The organism is Arthrobacter sp. P4_H3 (genome assembly GCF_056400885.1).
This window is the reverse complement of the sequence record NZ_JBFUKK010000002.1, coordinates 358,717-374,532: the sequence shown is the minus strand read 5'-3', so window position 1 is coordinate 374,532 and position 15,816 is coordinate 358,717. Positions and strand designations below refer to the sequence as shown.

The 15,816-nt window shown below is 65.6% G+C and carries 8 protein-coding genes; 2 read left to right on the top strand and 6 right to left on the bottom strand.

Annotated features, from left to right (window positions below; genetic code table 11):
- Window positions 1-19: 19 nt before the first annotated feature.
- Both AC1DRE_RS05025 and AC1DRE_RS05020 read right to left on the bottom strand, forming a co-directional pair.
- Complete coding sequence (locus tag AC1DRE_RS05025) at window positions 20-358, bottom strand: P-II family nitrogen regulator (protein ID WP_011692333.1); 339 nt, start codon at window positions 356-358, stop codon at window positions 20-22.
- Window positions 355-1,710 carry an ammonium transporter gene (locus AC1DRE_RS05020; RefSeq protein WP_476983588.1) on the bottom strand — a complete coding sequence of 452 codons (1,356 nt, stop codon included), beginning with the start codon at window positions 1,708-1,710 and terminating at the stop codon, window positions 355-357. Before AC1DRE_RS05020 ends, AC1DRE_RS05025 begins: the two co-directional genes overlap by 4 nt.
- Window positions 1,711-2,054: 344 nt before the next feature.
- Between AC1DRE_RS05020 and AC1DRE_RS05015 the strand changes: the two genes are divergently transcribed.
- Window positions 2,055-3,221, top strand: coding sequence for an MFS transporter (locus AC1DRE_RS05015; protein ID WP_476983624.1), 1,167 nt, complete (start codon window positions 2,055-2,057; stop codon window positions 3,219-3,221).
- Here the strand turns inward: AC1DRE_RS05015 and ftsY are convergent.
- Window positions 3,218-4,432 (bottom strand): signal recognition particle-docking protein FtsY, encoded by a 1,215-nt coding sequence (ftsY, locus tag AC1DRE_RS05010; protein WP_476983587.1) that lies wholly within the window; start codon window positions 4,430-4,432, stop codon window positions 3,218-3,220. The two genes, AC1DRE_RS05015 and ftsY, sit on opposite strands and share 4 nt — an antisense overlap.
- A gap of 74 nt (window positions 4,433-4,506) precedes the next feature.
- Entirely contained in the window at window positions 4,507-8,115 is a 3,609-nt protein-coding gene (smc, locus tag AC1DRE_RS05005; protein ID WP_476983586.1) for a chromosome segregation protein SMC, read from the bottom strand.
- Window positions 8,116-8,481: 366 nt separating this feature from the next.
- Between smc and AC1DRE_RS05000 the strand changes: the two genes are divergently transcribed.
- On the top strand, window positions 8,482-13,257 hold the full coding sequence (locus AC1DRE_RS05000) for a DUF4082 domain-containing protein (RefSeq protein ID WP_476983585.1): 4,776 nt from the start codon (window positions 8,482-8,484) through the stop codon (window positions 13,255-13,257).
- 242 nt (window positions 13,258-13,499) lie between these two features.
- On the opposite strand, the gene AC1DRE_RS04995 is transcribed toward AC1DRE_RS05000, so the two are convergent.
- Window positions 13,500-14,528: a TolB family protein gene (locus AC1DRE_RS04995; protein WP_476983584.1), complete on the bottom strand. Its 1,029-nt coding sequence runs from the start codon at window positions 14,526-14,528 to the stop codon at window positions 13,500-13,502.
- Window positions 14,525-15,814: an MFS transporter gene (locus AC1DRE_RS04990; RefSeq protein ID WP_476983583.1), complete on the bottom strand. Its 1,290-nt coding sequence runs from the start codon at window positions 15,812-15,814 to the stop codon at window positions 14,525-14,527. Before AC1DRE_RS04990 ends, AC1DRE_RS04995 begins: the two co-directional genes overlap by 4 nt.
- Window positions 15,815-15,816 lie beyond the last annotated feature (2 nt).

Below are 15,816 nucleotides of genomic sequence, written 5' to 3'. Positions count from 1 at the left end.
GGCTTGGGCTTGCCGCGTGCTAGATGGCGGCCGAGCCGCGTTCTCCCGTGCGTACCCTTACAGCTTCAAAAACATCCACCGTCCAGACCTTGCCGTCTCCGGCACGCCCTGTGTTGGAGCTGGCGATGATGACATCCAGGATGTCGTCCGCCTGTTCGTCCGTGGCCAGTACCTCGACGCGGATCTTGGGAAGCAGGTCCACGTTGTACTCAGCCCCGCGGTACACCTCCGTGTATCCGCGCTGCCTGCCGTATCCGCTGGCGGCGCTGACCGTAAGGCCCTGCACACCATAGGATTCGAGCCCCTCCCGGATGGAGTCGAGCTTTTCCGGCCGGACGATTGCTGTGATCAGTTTCATGCCCCCACACTTTCCTTGCCTGATGCTGCGTCAGTCTTCTTGCCGTCTTCCGAGACCGGAGCCGGCTCGTCGCCCTGCCTGCCGGTGATCAGTTCATGCAGCGGCTGGAAGCTCCCGCCGTGGCCGCCGACGCCGAATTCGTAGGCGGTTTCTGCGTGCAGGCTGAGGTCCACACCCACAACTTCCTGCTCCTGGGAGACGCGGAAGCCCATGGTCTTGTGGATCGGGAAGGCGATGATGGCGGTCATGACCGCGGTGAAGATGATTGACATGAGTGCCGCCAGAACCTGGGCAACGAGCTGGCTGGTTCCTCCGCCGTAGAAGAGACCTGCCTGGCCCTGGGTCGGGGTTGCGAGGAAGCCGATGGCTACAGTGCCTACGACGCCGGAGACCAGGTGGACGCCGACGACGTCAAGGGAGTCATCGTAGCCGAGCTTGAACTTCAGCCCGACTGCCAGTGCGGAAGCAACACCTGCGACTACGCCGAGGGCGATGGCACCGATCGGGGAAACATTGGCACAGGCCGGGGTGATGGCCACCAGGCCTGCTACGACACCCGACGCGGCACCGAGTGACGTCGGGTGACCATCGCGGAAGCGCTCCACGGCCAGCCATCCGAGCATTGCGGCCGCGGGGGCGGCGAGGGTGTTGATCCAGATCAGACCGGCCTGCTCAACAGTGGCAGCGGCACCGGCGTTGAAGCCGAACCAGCCGAACCAAAGGATTGCGGCGCCCAGCATAACGAACGGGATGTTGTGCGGGCGGTGGTTCGGGTCCTTGCCGAAGCCCTTGCGATTGCCAATGATCAGTACCAGGATCAGGCCGGCCACGCCGGCGTTGATGTGGACCACGGTGCCGCCGGCGAAGTCGATCACCGGAGCGAACGTCTGGCCGAACCAGCCGTCCTTGGAGAAGAGCCCGCCGCCCCAGACCATGAAGGCCATCGGCGCGTAAACGAGTGTGGCCCAGATGGGGGTGAAGATAACCCAGGCCGAGAACTTTGCGCGGTCGGCGACCGCCCCGGAGATCAGGGCCACGGTGATGATGGCGAAGGTGGCGGCATAGCCTACCTTGAGCAGATCCGCGGGGTCGGGGAAGTTGTGCAGCCCGAAGTGGCTGAATGGGTTTGCGAAGATCTGGAAGAAATTGTCTTCGTTGCTCGTAGCCATGGAGGCGCCCCACAGGACCCACATGATGCCGACGGTTCCAATGGCGACGAAGCTCATCATCATCATGTTCAGAGCCGATTTGGCGCGAGTCATGCCGCCGTAGAAGAATGCCAGGCCCGGGGTCATGAACAACACGAGTGCTGAAGCGACCAGGAGCCAAACGAGACCTGCGGTGAGTTCCATGGTCTACGTCCTCTCTTGCTTTATTGTGCGGACTTGTCCGCCTGTCCCAACGCCGTTTGCGTTCTCATTAGAGTTTCGTCGGGCTGTGTTTCGCCGGCGAGGGAATTAGATGTCCGGGTTGTTACAAGAATCTCCCGGAAGTAAATGGTGCATCTCTTCCTTGTTACGGTTATGTTTCAGCAGTCACAAACCGCCCCTCCACAGCACCCAGCAAGGACACCGGCCCCATGACCGACCGTTTCCGCCCCGCCAAGGCCGTGCCGCGCCGGAACAGGGCAAAGACCGGCCCTACGGATGGTGCGGCGCAGCCCGCTACCACCAGGTTGCCGCGTGACATCAAGGTGATGCTCGCCGCAGCGTTCCTGATTGCGCTCGGTTTCGGACTCGTGGCGCCGGTGTTGCCCCAGTTCGCCACCACGTTCGACGTCGGGGCCACTGCCGCCGCCGTGATTGTAAGCATTTTTGCGTTCATGCGGCTGCTGTTCGCACCAGCCGGCGGTGCCCTGATCGTGAGGCTGGGCGAACGGCCCGTCTATGTGGCCGGACTGCTGATCGTGGCGGCCTCAACCGCGGCGTGCGCGTTCGCCCAGGACTATTGGCAGCTGCTCATTTTCCGCGGCCTCGGCGGCGCGGGTTCGGTGATGTTCACGGTGGCTTCAATGGCCCTGGTGGTGCGGCTTGCGCCGCCGGAGAGCCGCGGCCGGGTTTCCGGCGCGTACGCTTCCGCTTTCCTGATCGGCAACGTCTGCGGACCCATTGTGGGCGGGCTCCTTGCCGGCTTCGGTCTTCGCATTCCGTTCCTGGCGTATGCGGCTGCGCTGGTCCTGGCTGCGCTTGTGGTGCAGACCCAGCTCAGCCACGTCCCCGGTAAATCACGCAAGGACGGCGGACTGGGGCAGGCGATGAGCCTGGGTGAGGCTCTGCATGACAGCGCCTACCGGGCAGGCCTTTTCTCCAGCTTCGCCAACGGCTGGGCAACCTTCGGTGTCCGCATGGCCACTGTTCCGCTTTTCGCTGTTGCGGCACTGGGTGCCGGACCCGCGGCGGCGGGGTGGGCCCTGGCCGTCTTCGCCGGCGGCAACGCCGCAGCGCTCACGGTCTCGGGGAAACTCGCGGACAGCCTCGGCCGGAAGCCCATGATGATAGCCGGGCTGGTCCTCACCGGAGTGGCGACAGCGGGCATCGGGCTGACCCACGACATGCCCTGGTTCCTGGCCGCCTCCGCCGTCGCAGGAATTGGTTCGGGCGTGCTGGGACCTGCCCAGCAGGCCGCCATTGCCGATGTGATCGGCAATGGCCGTTCCGGCGGCCGCGTGCTGGCCGTCTTCCAAATGATGTCCGACGCCGGCGCCATCATCGGCCCGGTTCTCGCCGGGCTCCTCGCCGACCGGCTCGGCTACGGCTGGGCGTTCGGCGTCACCGGCGGAGTGCTGATCGTCGCTGCCGCCGGCTGGCTGTTCGCACGTGAGACGTTCCAGCGAACCGCGCTGAGCGGCGCGTCAACGAACTAGTTCAGCAGCGCGTCCACAAAGCTCTCGACTTCGAACGGGGCAAGGTCGTCCGCGCCTTCACCCAGACCGATCAGCTTGACCGGGACGCCGAGCGACTTCTGGATGGCCACCACGATGCCACCCTTGGCCGTGCCGTCCAGCTTGGTGAGGACAATGCCGGTGATGTTGACCACCTCGGAGAACACCCGGGCCTGGTTCAGGCCGTTTTGTCCGGTAGTGGCGTCCAGCACCAGCAGGACCTCGTCCACCTCAGCCAGCTTCTCGATGACACGCTTGACCTTGCTGAGTTCGTCCATGAGGCCGACTTTGTTCTGGAGCCTGCCGGCGGTATCGATCATCACAACATCGACCTCCTGGTCGATGCCCGCCTTGACCGCTTCATAGGCAACAGACGCGGGATCGGCGCCGTCCACGTCGGACTTGACGGTGGGCACGCCCACCCGCTGGCCCCATGTGGCGAGCTGTTCTGCGGCGGCCGCACGGAAGGTGTCCGCTGCGCCCAGCAGGACGTCCTTGTCCTCGGCCACAAGGACGCGGGCGAGCTTGCCCACGGTCGTGGTCTTGCCGACGCCGTTCACGCCAACCACCATCATGACGGAGGGAGTGTCGGCGTGACGCTCCGTGCGGAGGCTGCGGTCCATGGTCGGGTCCACGAGCTTGATCAGTTCTTCGCGAAGCAGGGCTTTGACCTGCTCGGGGGTCCGTGTTCCCAGCACCTTGACGCGCTCCCGGAGGGCATCGACCAACTGCATGGTCGGTTCGGTGCCAAGATCGGCGAGCAGGAGGGTTTCTTCGACTTCGTCCCAGACGTCTTCGTCAATCCTGTCGCTGGACAGGAGCGCCAGCAGGCCCTTGCCGAGGATGTTGTTGGACTTGACCAGGCGTTCGCGGAGCCGGGTGAGGCGTCCCGCCACCGGAAGCGGCGTCTCCACCGCAATGACTTCAAGTCCTGCCGCGTCGTCGGGGACCTCGGCCGTTTCCAGGTCTTCGAGGTCGACGGCGTCAGGCGCCTTGCGTTCAGGCGTCACCGCCGGGCGGTCCTCCACCAGCGTTCCGCCCGCGCTGCGCACGGGTTCGACGGGATCGTTGGCGTCGCGGGCCCCCGGGTACTTGGTGATGTTCCGGCGGGTCTTCATGAAGACCGGGATCAGCCCGCCAATGACCACCAGGGCAGCGAGGATGGCAAGAATAATGGGGAGGATGTCATTCACTCCCCTAGCTTCTCACAATCACAGCGGACGCTGCCGGAGCCTCAGCCGGACGTCAGCGCCGGGCCGAATGCGGGCTAGACTTCGGCTCCGAGGCGCTGGCTGATGACCGTTGAGACACCGTCGCCCCGCATGGTGACCCCGTAGAGCGCATCAGCAACTTCCATGGTCCGCTTCTGATGCGTGATGACAATCAGCTGGCTGGACTCGCGGAGTTCCTCGAAAATGGTGATGAGCCGGCCCAGGTTGGTGTCGTCCAGGGCGGCCTCGACCTCGTCCATCACGTAGAACGGCGATGGCCTCGCCTTGAAGATGGCAACGAGCAGGGCAACTGCCGTCAGCGAACGCTCGCCGCCGGACAGCAGGGAGAGTCGCTTGATCTTCTTGCCCGCCGGCCGTGCCTCCACCTCAATTCCGGTGGTCAGCATGTCGGAGGGGTCGGTCAGGACGAGCCTGCCTTCGCCGCCGGGGAAGAGCCGGGCGAAAACGCGGACAAACTGCGCCGAGGTGTCGGCGAACGCTTCGGCGAACACCTTCTGCACCCGGTCATCCACTTCCTTGATGATGTCCAGCAGGTCCTTGCGGCTGGATTTAAGGTCTTCGAGCTGGGTGCTGAGGAATTGGTGCCGTTCCTCCAAGGCGGCGAATTCCTCGAGCGCCAGCGGATTGACCCGCCCCAGGGAGGACAGGTCCCGCTCTGCTTTCCGGAGCCGTTTTTCCTGCTCTTCGCGGACGAACGGTTTGCCTTCCCGGACCGGCTTTCCGTCGTCGTCCACGGGTGCGCGGAGTGCCGCCCACTTGTCACCGGTTTCCGCCGCGGGCACGGGCACCGGCTGGTCAGGTCCGTAGTCCGCCACCAACTGGTCCGGCGACAGGCCGAGTTCCTCGACCGAGCGCAGTTCGAGGGCCTCGATCCGCAGCCGCTGTTGGGTGCGGGCCAGCTCATCGCGGTGCACCGAGTCCGTCAGATCCGCGAGCTCCCGGCTGAGGGCGTCGTTCTGCGACCGGACCTCCACGAGTTCGCGGTCCCTGTGCTCCCGTTCTTCCTCTGCGAGATCCCGCGCGCGCAGGGCAAGATCCACGGAGACGTCCATAAAGGCGATGACCTGCTCCACAGCGGCCGAAACAGCCGCCGCCCTGCCGGCCTGGAGCCGCCGGCGGCGGGCGCGCTGAGCGGCCTCTTCACGTGCGCGGCGCTCGGCCACCGCTGCCCGTTCAAGGGACAGGACCCGGTTGCGGGTGGCCGTCAGCTGTTCCTCGGCACTCCGCAGGGAAAGCCTGGCCTCCATCTCGGCCGACCTCGCCGCCGACGCCGCCACCGCCAGTTCGTCGCGGAGTTCCGGCGAGGGCTCCTCATCCTCAGGGGCCTCCCGGGCTGCTTCCAGGCGCGCGGCCGCGGCCTGCAGAGCCTCCTGCTCGGCAACGATGTTCGCCTCGGCCTTGGCCAGCGACGTGCCAAGCCGTTCGCTCTCGCCCACTGCGCTTCGCAGCACTGAGTTCAAGTGGCCCAGCCGTTCGGCCACGGCAGCGAGCCTGGCATCCGATTCGTGGAGCCGGTCCAAGGCGGTGTCCGCGCGCTCCTGGGCTTCTGCCCGGCGTGCCTGTGCGGAGGCCAAAGCAAACCGGTTCCGTTCAAGGTCCGCGCTGACACTGGCGAGCCTTGCTTCAGCGTCGTCGACGGCGGCCTGCACTTCCAGCAGCGACGGCGCATTCGCCGAACCGCCCCGGACAGTAAAAGCAGTGAAGGCGTCACCCGCACGAGTCACCACAGTCAGCCCTGGTTGCGCCTGGATGAGCTCCGACGCAGATGCGAGGTCCTCAACAACAGCTGTTCCGGCCAGCAGCGTGCGCACGAGGCTTCCCAGCGGCGGTTCCGAGGCCGTGACCAGGTCCGCGGCCCAACGGGCACCGCCGGCAAGGGGCTGTGGACCAGGCGCGGGTGTCCCTGCGGACACTTCCGCGGCGCATCCGTCAGGGGCTGCCAGCAGCAGCGAGGCAAGGCCGGCGTCGTCGTCCTTTAGCAGCTGCAGGGCGTCGACGGCGGTGCCGGCGTCCCGGACGACGACGGCGTCAGAGGAATTTCCCAGGGCAGCGGCGATTGCCGCTTCAAAGCCGGCCTCAACGGCGAGCATCGACGCAAGGGGCCCCACGATGCCGGGCAATCCCGAATCGGCGACGCGGCCCGAACCATCCTTACGGCTGAGTCCCAGCTGCAGCGCATCCCGCCGTGCCACGAGGGCGTCCCGTTCGCGTTCGCCCTCACGCTCGGCGGATTTCAGCTCATCGATGTCCGCCAGGATTGAGTCCAGGACAGCGCTGGCGTCCTCGTAATCGGCGTCAAGTGTTTCCTCGCCGTCCTCGACGCCCGCCACTTGCGATTCCAGCGCAGTGAACTCGCTCTGGGCGCGGCGGCGGCGCTCGTCGCCCGCAGCCTGGGATTCCCGGAGCCTGCCAAGTTCCGCCTGCGCGGACTCAACACGCGAGCGGGCGGCGCCCACCTGGCCTGCCAGTTTTGCCAGCCCTTCGCGGCGGTCCGCTGCAGCGCGGAGGACCGCGGCCAGTCTTTTGTCCTCGGCGCTGGCGGCACTTTCGGCATCCTGCTTGGCTGCAGTGGCGGCCTCCAGTGCAGTGCGTTTTTCCAGGATGCCGTCTTCCAGCGCCCGCTGTTCTTCGCGGACCCGCGCCGCGTTCCGGTCGAGCTGCTCCGGGTCCCGCCCGGAGTCCGGAACATCGTCCGCGGCACCAAGCAACCGGCGCCGCTCCTCGGCAAGAGACCCGAGGGAGCGCAGCCTCTCCCGACCCGCCGAGAGCTGGTACCACGTGTCCCGGGCAGCGTTGAGCTTTGGTGTGGCTTCGGCCGCAAGTTGTTCCAGGTGCGCCTGCCGCTGGCGTCCGGTCTCCAGGCCCTGCCCGACAACTGCCCTGCGCGCCTTCAGGGCAGACTCATCGGCCACGTCCTGGGCCAGGGTGGACTGCAACTGCACGAGGTCGTCCGCGAGGAGCCGCGCCCGGGCGTCCCGTACGTCGAACTGGACGGTTTGGGCCCGGCGCGCCACTTCGGCCTGTTTGCCGAGCGGGGTCAGCTGACGGCGGATTTCGCTGGTGAGGTCGCTCAGCCGCTGCAGGTTTGCCTGCATCGCCTCCAGCTTCCGGACCGTCTTTTCCTTGCGCCGGCGGTGCTTGAGGATGCCTGCTGCCTCCTCGATGAAGCCGCGCCGGTCTTCCGGCGTGGCGTGCAGGACCTTGTCCAGCTGGCCCTGCCCCACGATGACGTGCATCTCCCTGCCCAGGCCGGAATCGGACAGGAGCTCCTGGATGTCCAGGAGGCGGCAGCCGGCACCGTTGATGGCGTATTCGGATCCGCCGGTGCGGAAAAGCGTCCGGGAGATGGTCACTTCGCTGTATTCAATCGGCAGTGCGCCGTCTGTGTTGTCGATTGTCAGGGACACGTGCGCGCGGCCCAGCGGCGGACGGCCGGACGTGCCCGCGAAGATGACGTCCTCCATCTTGCCGCCGCGCAGCGTCTTGGCACCCTGTTCGCCCATGACCCAGGCCAGCGCATCCACGACGTTTGATTTCCCGGAGCCGTTCGGGCCGACCACTGCAGTGACGCCCGGCTCAAAGTCGAACGTCGTGGCTGACGCGAACGACTTGAATCCGCGGACGGTCAGGCTCTTGAGGTGCAAGGTGTTTCGGATCTCCTGAGTGGCTGAAGCGGCTTGTTCCTGCCCTAAATCTACTGCGTGGCAACGACAAAACCCGGATTTGGGCATTTTGCAGCTGCCAAACCCTTGCCCCCGTTGGCCACCTGCCTTTAGACTCGCGGCTAAGGGTTGCTTGACGCTGCTCGAGCCGGTGGTCTCACATCGGTTCGACTTGGCAGGATCCAGCGGAGCTGGGTTGGCCATGATGCAGTGAGGGGCGTTTAACAGTGCAACCCGGCTTGAAGGATAACTGAATATCTTGGTTTGGCTGCGCCGGGGGGCGGCATGCAGGGCAGTGCATTGCGCACCGCCCGATTCCGCAACTGCGCACTCACTCCAGGAGTTCACATGTCCGTATCCTCAGCCGATCGCACGCTGAAAGCCTTCAAGCGGGTCATCTTCCTGCTGGCCATTGCCATGGTGGCAGCCCTCCTGCCGGTTGCGGCCCCCTCGGCACTCTTACCGTTCGCCTTCGCGGCGGACCCCTGTGCCCCGCTCGTGAACGCTGTTGCGTGTGAAAACTCCAAGCCCGGAAGCCCGCCTTCGGAATGGGACATCGTCGGCGCCGGCGATTCCGACATCCAGGGATTCGCGACAGAGATCAGCGTCAATGCCGGCCAGCCGATTGACTTCAAGGTCGACACCAACGCGTCCAACTACACCATCGCCATCTACCGGACCGGCTGGTACCAAGGCCTCGGTGCCCGCAAGATCGCCAACGTCACTCCGCTGGCCTTCAGGCAATCCCAGCCCCAATGCCGCTCGGATGTGGCAACCGAACTCTACGACTGCGGAACATGGGCTGTCTCGGCCACGTGGCAGGTGCCGGCCACAGCGGTTTCCGGCGTCTACGTCGCCCTGCTGACCCGGCCGGACAACGGCGACCAAAGCCACATCACCTTCATCGTCCGATCCGACGGCAGCCATTCCGACGTGGTCTTCCAGACCTCCGACACAACATGGCAGGCCTACAACACTTATGGCGGGGCTGATTTCTACCAAGGTGCCGTCAACGGCAGGGCGTACAAGATCAGCTACAACCGGCCCTTTGCCACCAGGGGCGAATCCTCGGGGCGGGATTTCTACTTCGGCAACGAGTACCCGATGGTGCGTTTCCTGGAGAAGAACGGCTACGACGTCAGTTACATCAGCGGTGTGGACACCCACCGGAACGGTGCGCAGCTGCTGAACCACAAGGTCTTCCTCTCCGTGGGCCACGACGAATACTGGTCCGGTGCCCAGCGCGCCAATGTCGAGGCCGCCCGCGACGCCGGCGTGAACCTGCAGTTCCTGTCCGGCAACGAGATGTACTGGCGCACGCGTTACGAACCATCCCAGGTGGACGGGGCCGGGTACCGCACCATCACCTCCTACAAAGAGACGTGGTCCAACGCCAAGATTGATCCCACCACCGAGTGGACCGGAACCTGGCGCGATCCCAGGTTCGCCTCACAGGCGAACGGGGGCGGACTGCCAGAGAACGGGCTGACCGGGACCCTGTACATGTCCAACTTCTCGGACCTGCCCGTTACGGTCAACGCTGCGGAGGGCAAGGCGCGACTGTGGCGCAATACACCTCTCGCGTCGCTCGCCGCCGGCAGTTCCGCGCAACTGGCGCCCCATACGGTGGGCTATGAGTCCAATGAGGACCTGGACAACGGGTTCAGGCCCGCGGGGCTGATCAGGCTGTCCACCACCACCGGCGCCGTAGACCAATACCTCCAGGATTTCGGTAACACGGTGAAACCCGGAACGACCACCCACAACACCACCCTGTACCGGGCGGCCAGCGGAGCACTGGTCTTTTCCGCCGGATCCGTGCAATGGACCTGGGGCCTCGACCAGGAGCACGACGGCAACGGCGCCGCCGCAGACCCGCGGATGCAGCAGGCACAGCTCAATCTGCTGGCGGACATGGGCGCCCAGCCCGGAACGCGTGATCCTGCCTTGGCCGCTGCGACTGCCAGTACTGATGCTGCCGGGCCAGCAACCACCATCTCCTCCCCCGCTGCAGGAGCCACGATTGCCCATGGCAGCAGCGTGACGGTTTCCGGCACGGCCAGCGATACCGGCGGCATAGTGGCCGGCGTCGAAGTCTCAACCGACGGCGGCGGCACGTGGCATCCGGCCCAGGGACGGCAGACCTGGACCTACACGTACATCCAGAAGGGGCTCAACACGGCCAGCATCATGGTGCGGGCAGTGGACGACAGCGCCAATATCGGCGCCGCGGCCACGCGGAACCTGCAGCTCAGCGGCCCTTACACAGTCTTCGGCCAGCAGGTCCCGGCCGTCCCCGATTCGCAGGACGGCGGGGCCTACGAGCTCGGTATGAAGATCACGCCGAGCGTGGACGGTTTCATCACCGGGGTCCGGTTCTACAAGAGCACCGGAAACACCGGCACCCACGTCGGTTCCCTCTGGAACTCGGCCGGACAACGGCTGGCGACCGCCACATTCACCTCGGAATCAGCCTCAGGATGGCAGAAGGTCCTGTTCAGCCAGCCAGTGATAGTTTCCGCGGGGCAAAAATATGTCGTTTCCTACACCGCTCCGAGGGGCCACTACGCCATCAAGGACTACCAGTGGGCCAGCTTCGGGTTCACCGAACCGCCGCTCACAGTGGCTGGCGGATTCGGCAGCGAGCCAGCCGGCGTTTACGGTGGCCCGGATGTCTTCCCGCAGTCCAGCTTTGGCAACGGCAACTACTTCGTTGACGCCGTCTTCGACACCGTGGACAACACCCCGCTAACGGCAGCCGGGCAATGGCCCCTGGGCGGATCCTCCAGCGTCCCGCAGGCCACCACAGTCGGAGCAGTCTTCTCGAAACCGGTCACCGCGTCGAGCGTGCAGCTGACGCTTAAGGCCGCCGACGGCACCGCCGTCGCGGGGGCCACTGCCTACGACTCAACAACCCGGAAAGTCACCTTCACACCGGCCGCCGCCCTCCCCCTGGCGACCACGTTCACCGCAACCCTCAGCGCCACCGCGTCCAGCGGCGGAACACTGACGGGCGGAGGATCGTGGTCGTTCACCACGGTGGTTTCACCGCCGTCACCCGGAACCTGCCCGTGCAGTTTCTTCGATGACTCCGTCCTCCCCGGAATGCAGGAGATCCGGGACGGCGTACCGCTGACTCTCGGCATCCGTTTCTCGAGCACGGCCGACGGCACCGTCACGGGCATCCGCTTCTACAAATCCGCCGGGAACACCGGCACCCATACCGGCACACTGTTCACGGCCGCAGGGCAGCAACTGGCAACAGTGACCTTCGCCAACGAAAGCACCGCAGGCTGGCAGACCGCCTACTTCAACCAGCCGGTGGGGATGTCCGCGAACACCGAGTACATCATGGCCTACAAGACCACCACCGGAGCCTATTCCGCGACGGCGAACGGCTTCGGCCCGGGCCTGAGCGTCGGCAACCTGCGGGCGAACATGGATGCGGGCGCCTACTCCTACACCGCCGACTTCCCCAACGTCCGCTCCACCGCGAGCTATTTGGTGGACGTCGTCGTCCAGTACCCTGAACCGGCGTTCGTCGCCGTCGCCCAGGCACCGGTTGCCGGCTCGTCCAGCGTCCCGCTGACCAGCACCGTCAGCGCTACCTTCTCCAAGCCGGCAGTGGCGTCCAGCGTACAGTTCGCACTGGCCGGGCCCGGCGGCACGAATGTCCCGGGCGCCATGAGCTACGACTCGGGGGCTGGAAAGGCGACCTTCACGCCGTCGGCGCAGCTGACGGCCGGCACCGCCTACACGGCCACACTGGCGGCAACGTCGACGACGGGCCAGCCACTCAGCGCAGGCGGGACGTGGACGTTCACCACTGCCCCGCCGCCGAGGACCGAAGGCGTCTGCCCTTGCACCCTGTACCAGGACACCGTGACTCCGTCCGTTCTGGAAGTCAAGGACGGAGTCCCGCTGGCCCTCGGCGTACGGTTTGCCAGCTCCACCAACGGGCAGGTCACCGGAATCCGCTTCTACAAGTCGGCCGGCAACACCGGAACGCACACGGGAAGCCTGTTCAGCATCACGGGCCAGCAGCTGGCGACGGTGACGTTCACGGCCGAGTCCACTGCCGGCTGGCAGACTGCGACATTCAGCCAGCCGGTTGCCATAGCGGCCGACACTGAATATGTGGCTGCCTACAAGTCACCGACGGGCACCTATTCCGTCACTCCGGGCGGATTCACCACAGGCTTCACGAGCGGACCACTGCGGACCGCACAGGACTCGGGCGGATTCTCGTACAGTGGAGACTTCCCCGGCTCTTCCTCCAGCTCGAGCTATCTTGTGGACCTGGTCTTCCAGACCTCGGCTGTCGCCCCTCCGCCTCCGCCGGAGCCCCTGACCGTCACGGCACAATCGCCGGCACCGAATGCCACGGCAGTGGCGCTCAATGCCCAGCCCAGCCTGACCCTGTCCTCTGCCGTTCAGCCGGGCGCCTCGCTCGCGCTGACGGCCGGCGGAACATCATTCTCCGGGGTGTCAGCGCTGTCCGCAGACGGCCGCACAGTGACGTTCACACCGGCGCAACAGCTGCCGGCCACTACTGTCATCACGGCGAGCGCCGCAAACGTCGTCTCGACTGCCGGCGTGGCGCTTGCTCCGACCTCGTGGCAATTCACGACCCTCACGCCGGCGCCCCCACCCACACAATCCCTCTTTGCGTCCCTGCTGCCGCAGGTGGGTGCAACAACGGATATCCGGGCGATTGAGCTTGGCGTGGCATTCAAGTCATCCGTTGCCGGGTCCGTTACCGCCATCCGGTTCTACAAGGGCGCCACCAACCTCGGTACGCACACCGGTTCCCTCTGGACGACGTCCGGTGTCCGCCTGGCCAAAGTGACATTCACGAACGAAACGCTCAGCGGCTGGCAGGCCGCAACGCTGCCCACTCCCATAGCGCTGACGGTGGGTACCGACTACATCGTGTCCTACAACGCGCCGCTGGGCCGCTATTCCTATACGCAAAACTTCTTCACCACGGCCTGGACCAGCGGTGCCCTCACAGCCCGGGCGAACAACAACGGGCTCTACCGGTTTGGTTCAGGAACTGCCGTGCCCAACCAGACGACCAATGCGAGGAACTATTTCGTGGATGTCGTGTTCGCTCCAAAGTAGCCCTGGGTCCGGCGCCGAAAGGGGGCGCCGAAAGGGCAGGATGTGCAGGGGCCCCTGGCTAATTGCCAAGGGGCCCCTGCCTTTGGGGCCCACGGTCGTCCACCGGCGGACGGACCATGGTGCCCCGGCCGACATGGCCGCGCCCTGGCAGCGGCAGTGTTTGCGGTGGGGCGTGCATTGGGACCAGGCGAACATGTTGGGATCGGTGAACCCGGTTTTGCGGCCGGCCGTTGGCTGCAGGGCTAGCGGACCACGGCAGGCGACCAGGCGTGCTCAATGTAGAGGGAGGCAACAGCGGACGGATCCGTCTTGATCTGCCAGATGTCGCTGTCGCCCTCGGCGCCGTCCCGGGCCAGGCCGTAGAGCAGTGTCCCGTCATCGAGCCACTCGATCTGGTCATCAACGCTCCGCGGCTCCGCCAGGACTGTTTCCTTGTCGCTGGCCAGGTCCAGGATGGCGACCTTCCAATGAGCAGCCAGCGCCGTGCCGGTGTTCTTCTTGTACGCCACACGCCTTCCGTCGGGAGACACCGACGGGCATTCAACGCCGTCGTGGACAGCCGTGAGCGTCCTGGCCGATATGCTTCCCTTGACGAGCCAGATCCGCCCTGACGAAGCCGCCGTGGCATAGAACGCGTCAGCGTCTCCGGGCACGAAGGTCACGCCCCAGATGTTGCGGTCTGCTGCCGTCACCTGTGATCCGTTGACAAGGAGGGCGAAATCTTCCAGGTTCCCGGTTCCGGGCCCCCCGTCAGTCCGGGTGATGGAAGTCTCGGTCGAAAAGCCCGAAGCTCCGTACGAGTGGCCGGAGACGAACACGGTAGTGGACACCAGGGAGCCGTCGGCACTCATGCGTGTACGGCTGGGAATACCGGGCACTGCCCACCGTCCGGTCGGCTGCCATTCCCTGTTCAGCAGCACTGCTTCGAAGTTGGTGACAAGCCCCCGGTTTGTCTTCATGCAGATGACGTTCCGTGCCGTCCCGTAAATCCTGTCGCATGCCTCAGCCGCCAGCAACCGCGGGCCGGAAGGTGCGGCGAGGGGAACAGCGCCGGCCATGCCGTATCCCTGGCCCGGAGCCGTATTGCGGAACATCACAAACGACGCGGCCGGCAGGGGGCCGCCCGAAGCCACGCTGACGGCGGACGCTGCCGAACGGCTGTCCTGAAAGCGCTGGAAAGCTACCGCGGCATAGGAACCGGCGCCGGCGAGGACCAGTACAGTGATCGCCAACAGGACGATCCAGCGCTTCCTGCCTCCGGCGGGGTTCAAGCCGACTGCCTCTGGCGAACGCCCGCCCGGAGGATCAGCAGCGAGGCAGGTACGGCGACGGCGAGACAGCCACCCACCACCATCATGGCCGTGGCCGGACCGAGCGAAAACCACAGGACACCAAAGCCGGCCGAGGCGGCCATACGGCTTAGTGCCACGACGGTCTGGGCGGCGCCGATCCCGGTGGCCAGTTTCTCCGGCGGCGTGAGCTGGCTGGCCAGGGCGGCGAGAACTCCGTCGGTGGCGGCGTAGAAGGCACCGAGCAGAACCAGGCACCCCAGCGTGGGCCCCAGTCCGCCCAGCGGTGCGGCAGCGAGGACGTAGCACAGCAGCAGGGCAATATGACCCGCCACGAAGACTTTTGCCTTCCCCCACCGGTCGGCCAACCGGCCCAGCGGGATCGCAAGAATGAGGAAGACCACGTTCGTGCCCACATACAGCAGCGGGAACCACTGCACTGCGAAAGAATCACGAGCCTGCAGGACAAGGTAGATGAATCCGTCTCCCACCGTCAGCAGTCCGAGGAGCCCCGAGGCAACGAGCAGCCGGCCGAGCCCGGGTTCCCGGAACAGGCTCCAGCGGAAAACGAAGGAAGGGCTGCGGCGCGGTTCAAGCGCGGTCCCAGCGGGCTTGCCCGTTTTCAGGTTGGGCACCAGCAGGGCGAGCGTGGCCACTCCGATCACCGCGAAGGCAAGCGAAACCACAAAGAGGGTTCCGTAGCCGTTGGGGATCAGCATGAGAATGAAGAACGCCAGCAACGGGCCAGTTGCGGCGCCGATATTGTCCAGCATCCGGTGCACGCCGAAGTGCCGTGCCAGATACTCGGGCTGGGCGGAGACGGTGATGAGGGCGTCCCGCGGGGCCGTGCGGATACCCTTGCCGATACGGTCACCGGTAACGATCGCCGTCAGCGCCCAGAAACCGCCGGCGAATAGGAAACCAATCCTGGCCGCCATGGACAGGCCATAGCCTGCGAGCGCAATTCGTTTCGGATGCCCGCTCCGGTCCGCCGCCCACCCCGCGGCGATTCTGACAATGGCGCTGGCCCCCTGGTTGATTCCGTCAAGAATCCCGAAGGCAATGGCGGTCAGGCCCAGAAATCCTGTGATGTAAAGGGGAAGGACAGCGGATACCGATTCGGAGGATATGTCGGTGAACATGCTGACGATGCCCAGCCAGAGGATGACAGGGGACAAGCGGAAAGCGTGCTGCGGCAGTTTGGGATCATTCGACGCCGGCCGTGCGTCCTTCTTGCCGCCGTTCCGATCCGAGACCGAGATATACATGG